Below are 4,639 nucleotides of genomic sequence, written 5' to 3' on the forward strand. Positions count from 1 at the left end.
GGTAGAACTCCTGAAGGACCTGCACCGAGAGGGCCAGGTCTTCTCGGTTCAGGAGGGCGTGTGCGGCGCGACGCTTGCCGGCTTCCTCGGCCGAAAGGCTCGCCGCATAGATGAGGACGTTCGTATCAACGAACCGCACGGCGCTCATAAAGCTCGTCGCGGGGGATGTTGTCGGACGCCCGGAAGCCCCCGCTGGTGGCACGGATGTCTTCGCGCAATTCCTTCAGAAGCCTGCGCCGGCGCTCGTTGGGCGTCTCCACAGCACGCGAGTCGCCTCCAGCCGCCACCCCATCCTCAGCGGCAAGACTTCTCAGGTATCCCCTGACGAGCGCCGAGACCGACGTATCCAGCTCCGCGGCCCGGACGCGCGCCATCCGATGCGTCTCTTCATCCACGGATACGGTGATGTTCCTCATGACACAGCCTCACAGTTAATGTGATCCACAGCGTAAGAATGCGTGGAACGTGACGCAATGAGACCAGAGGAATCGCGCCTATGGCGAGCGGCTCGCGTCACGGCCTCCGTTCGAAGCGGACTCGGGCTGCGCGCTCGACGCCGAGTTCGTCGGTGGTGACGCCGTAGAGCGCCGTTCCCGTGGCCCAGGGCACCGCTCCCGGATCCACGCGACTCGGCCAGCGGTAGCGGGCGACGAGGGCGGCCCCTTCGTAGACGTCCGCTTCGACCATCTCCGCGCCGTCGGCCGCGGCCTTCTCGACCCACAGTCGACCCGCCTGATCGAAGAAGATGTCGGCGACCGGCCCCTTCCTTTCGGGGATCTCGAAGGCGGGCTCGTCGAGATTCCCCCGCTCCATGTCCCGCTCCAGGCGGCTCCGGGCGTACTCGCGCTCCTCCGGGCTCAGGGGCGGGCCCGGGTCGGGCGGACCGATGATCTCCGTCACGGAACCGTCAGCGGCGTGAAACTCGACCGCGTAGTGGGAACGCGAGGCGCTGGCCCAGGCGCCCCCCGGCCCGTGGGCCCGCAGCCACAGGGGCCCGTACGGCTGGTAGAGGTACAACTGGGCGGTGCCGCTGAAACCCTCCGCGAACCCGCTCATGTCGACGACCACGGTCCGGTGCCCTTCGGCCGCGGCTTCCGGCTCCCGCAGTACGACCGTGTCCGCGCTCCCGTCCGCGTTCACGTGGACGCGACCGTGGACGAACGGTTCGCCCGAACTCCGGAGCGAGCCGATGTCGACGAGCCTCCCTTCGGCGTCGAAGGTCACGGGGGCGGCCCCTCCCTGCCCGCCGAACGGTCGCCGCTGGACGCGCAGGTAGGTGGCGGCCGCGTCTCCCAGTTCGAAGGCCGTGTAGCGCGCCGCCTGGCGCACCCACAGTTCGCCCTCCGGAGAGAACCCCAGGCAACAGGGACCCCTGAACTCCTCGGGTCCGTCCCCTTCCCCGCCGAGGCGGAAGAGGAAGGCACCGCCCGGATCGAAGACGCGGACCTCGCTCACCTCCCGGTCGACGACCAGGACCCTCCCCAGCGAATCCTCGGCCACCGAGGCGATGCGGCTGAACAGATACGCTTCGGCGCCGTCGAGTTCCCCGATCTCGAGGTCTACGGTCCCCTCGAACGTGGGAACATCCGTCTCCAGCTCCGGGGCATCGCCATCGGTGCAGGAGGTGACCCAGAGCAAAATGGCCACGCACAGGGGAAAGGCGACCCACGGGACGGACCCGCGCGACCATCGTGGCTTCCGGGAGGGAAGCGATGCGTCCGACATGAAGAGACTCCGTTCAGGTCGCACCACCCGTCAGGGGCGGCGAGAGGGTGGGGTGCCGAGTTTGAATTCATTCCGGTCGAAGCGGCCGCCGCGCTTCAGGGTGAAGTGTATGGATTTGAGGTTCTCTACGCGTGCCGTGGGGTCCTCTTGCAGGAAGACGAGGTTGGCATACTTCCCTTCCTCTACCGTCCCGATCTCCTCCGCGAGACCCATGGCGAGCGCGCCGTTGCGCGTGGCGGCCTGGATGACGTCCGCCATGGGCATGCCCACCCGTTCGTGGAGGTAGGCCAGCTCGTCGTAGAGGGCCGGCCATTCGGCGCCCGGGGCCGGCGGGGCGTCGGTTCCCGCCGCGATCAGGACGCCGGCCTCATGGGCGCGGCGCGTGAGGCCAATGCTCTCCTCGGCGCTGCACGCGGCCCGAACGCCGCGCCGGCGCGGATCGGGAGGCGGCGCGTCCGGCCCTTCCCTCGCGGCACCCGGCCTCGGTGCGGGAGGCGCGGCGGCGCTGTCCCGGATCATCGTCATCTGCTCGCGGAAGAAGCCGACCTTGAGCGTCGCGTCGAGCACCGTGCCCTGGCGTTTCATCTCCTCGAGGACCGCGTCGATGCGCGGATCGTCGAGGTCCACGTCGACCCTGCCGGAGCGGCGGCCCGCGAGCGCTTCCGCCAGCACTTCGTCCGGGATCGCGGCGCTCGCCAGGCTGCACACGTGGGACATCGAGGTGACGCCCGCTCTCGCGACGTCCATCGGGAGGGCCGGGCCGACGTGCGTGTGCGACCAGACCGGCATCCCCTGGCGCCGGGCCTCCGCGGCGATCCGCGTCAGGAGGGGACCCTCGATCGAGGCGTAGGTCTTGAGCCCCGTCGCCTAGGTGCCGCGGGCCAGCGTGATCGTTTGGGCCAGATCCGTCTCGGCGTCCACGATCTGCAGCCAGGGGACGCGCCCGGGCACCTCTCCCATCGACGAGGACCGCGTGCGCGGGTCGACGAAGAAGGACTCGCCGGCGACGAGGGCCGCATAGTGGATGTCCGGCGCCGGGATCTCGCCCACCAGGGCCGCCCGTTGGAGTTCCGCGAGCGCGCGCACGTCGCCGGCCATGTCCCGGACCGTCGTCACGCCCCCGTAGATGAACCGGTTGAGTTCGAACTCGGCCGCGGCCCGGTCCGCGAGCGTGGCGAGGTGCGTGTGGCTCTCGATCAGTCCCGGGATGACGTACAGCCCCCGCGCATCCTCGACCTCCGCCTCGGGCCAGGCGTCGGGGGACAGTTCGTCGGTCGGGGCGAGCGCCGCGATCCTTCCGTCGCGGACGACGATCGACATGTCCGGCATGAGCGCGGCACCGGTGCCGTCCAACACGGAGACCCCTTCGTAGATGATCGTCTCCGACTCCGCGTTCGGATTCCGCGGCGGTTCCCCGCTCCGCGACTGGCCCGCGAGGGGGGCGGCGAGCGCGGAGAGTGCCATCGCCGCCGTCCATGCCAGCGGCCCGCGCGCGGCCCGTCTCCACATCCTCATTCTCCCCAGACGTCGCGCAGGACGCGCAGCGCATTGAGCCCCAGGATTCGCTCGATGCGCTCCGACGAGTGTCCGCGCGCGGCGAGCATGCCGGCCAGCTGCCGGAACTGGTCGGGGCCCTGAAGATCCGGGATGAAGGGGACGACGCCGGGGCGCTCCCCCGCCGCGCTGATCCCCGCCCTGCGCCGCGCCTCGACCTCCCGGCGGGCCGCCTCGTACGCCGCGTCGAGATCGTCCACGGCCGTCGTCCCGCCGTCGGTGCCGATCCCGACGTGTTCCTCGCCGCACACCTGCACCGCGTGCTCGATGTGCCGCACCACGTCCTCCGCCACGGCCATGCCGTCGGCCGCGAGGAAGGGCATGAAGTAGATCCCGACGATCCCGCCGCCCTCGGCGACGAGTCGCAGCTCCCGGTCCGTCTTGTTGCGGGGAAGGTCCGTCACCGCGCGGCATCCCGTGTGGGTGATCGCGACCGGCGCGGCGGACGCGTCGATCCCGTCCAGACAGGTCTGCTCGCCGCTGTGACTGAGGTCCACCAGCGTCCGGGTGGCGTTGAGTTCGGCGACCACGTCCCGGCCAAAGTCCGTGAGCCCCCCGTTCTCCGGCACCATCGACCCATGCCCCAACTGGTTGGGGCCGTTGTACGTGAGCTGGATGATCCTGACGCCGAGCCCCGCGAAGACGGCGACCCGCCCCGCGTCGTCCCCCATCATGGCCCCGTTCTGGAACCCCTGGATGATGCCGACCCGGCCCTCGCGGGCGGCACGCTCAATGTCGCTCGCCGCCCGAACCTTGAGGAGCGCCTCCGGATGGTTCCGAATGATCCGGTTCCAGCGCGCCACGTCTGCGACCGAGTACTCGAACGGCTCCTGCAGCCCGGCCACGTACCCGATCGTCGTGTTGACGGCCGCGGTCCTCGAATTCAAGGCATCAGCGAGCGCCCTCTCATCCAGCGTGAGTGGCCCGTCCGCGGGATCGCCACCAAGAGCCCCCCGCGACCCCTGCCGATTCGGGTTCCGAATCCCCCCCAACATGTTGACGACAAACAGATCCGCCTGAACTCGCCGCCCCGGCACCCCCCGGACCCGACCCGCCACGCCCGTCGCCGCAAGCGCAAGCCCGCCGGCAGTGGCGAGAAAGGTCCTCCGCGCAATGCGTGTCGGGCTTGTGATCATTCCGCAGCAACCCTCCCTCCGCCAAGTTCGCTGATGCGGTCAAGATGGGTCGGCGACCAGTGCCGTCAACTCGGTGGCTGCCGCGAAGGCGGTGCGAGGCCGGGTGGTGTCAGGCGATCACTGAAGTTGCAGGTCCTCCCCTTCGGGTGGGATGATCTCTGCGGATCCGGATTGCTTCACTACGGCTATCTGAAGACCTACGTGTTTTTGTTCCTCGTTTTCAG

At 69.6% G+C, this 4,639-nt stretch carries 5 protein-coding genes; all 5 read right to left on the reverse strand.

The genetic code is table 11. The features are described 5' to 3' along the window. Positions 1 to 125: 125 nt before the first annotated feature. The 5 genes from OXN85_04125 to OXN85_04145 all read right to left on the reverse strand — a co-directional run bounded on the left by OXN85_04125 (position 126) and on the right by OXN85_04145 (position 4,415). On the reverse strand, positions 126 to 416 hold the full coding sequence (locus OXN85_04125; protein MCY3599144.1) for a hypothetical protein: 291 nt from the start codon (positions 414 to 416) through the stop codon (positions 126 to 128). Between the two features lie 97 nt (positions 417 to 513). Beyond that, positions 514 to 1,725 carry a 6-bladed beta-propeller gene (locus OXN85_04130; protein MCY3599145.1) on the reverse strand — a complete coding sequence of 404 codons (1,212 nt, stop codon included), beginning with the start codon at positions 1,723 to 1,725 and terminating at the stop codon, positions 514 to 516. A gap of 30 nt (positions 1,726 to 1,755) precedes the next feature. Further along, complete coding sequence (locus OXN85_04135) at positions 1,756 to 2,541, reverse strand: amidohydrolase family protein (protein MCY3599146.1); 786 nt, start codon at positions 2,539 to 2,541, stop codon at positions 1,756 to 1,758. A 51-nt stretch (positions 2,542 to 2,592) separates the two neighbouring features. After that, a complete protein-coding gene (locus OXN85_04140) occupies positions 2,593 to 3,234 on the reverse strand; it encodes a hypothetical protein (protein ID MCY3599147.1) in 642 nt (213 codons plus the stop codon). Positions 3,235 to 3,236: 2 nt separating this feature from the next. Continuing rightward, positions 3,237 to 4,415, reverse strand: a complete 1,179-nt coding sequence (locus tag OXN85_04145; protein MCY3599148.1) for a membrane dipeptidase — start codon at positions 4,413 to 4,415, stop codon at positions 3,237 to 3,239. Between the last annotated feature and the right edge of the window lie 224 nt (positions 4,416 to 4,639).

The organism is Candidatus Palauibacter australiensis (assembly GCA_026705295.1).
Classification (GTDB): Bacteria; Gemmatimonadota; Gemmatimonadetes; order Palauibacterales; family Palauibacteraceae; genus Palauibacter; species Palauibacter australiensis.

Excerpts from the sequence above, each read along its gene's own strand:
- OXN85_04140 (MCY3599147.1), bottom strand. The coding sequence starts at position 3,234 with ATGTGGAGACGGGCCGCGCGCGGGCCGCTGGCATGGACGGCGGCGATG.
- OXN85_04130 (MCY3599145.1), bottom strand. The coding sequence starts at position 1,725 with ATGTCGGACGCATCGCTTCCCTCCCGGAAGCCACGATGGTCGCGCGGG.
- OXN85_04145 (MCY3599148.1), bottom strand. The coding sequence starts at position 4,415 with ATGATCACAAGCCCGACACGCATTGCGCGGAGGACCTTTCTCGCCACT.
- OXN85_04125 (MCY3599144.1), bottom strand. The coding sequence starts at position 416 with ATGAGGAACATCACCGTATCCGTGGATGAAGAGACGCATCGGATGGCG.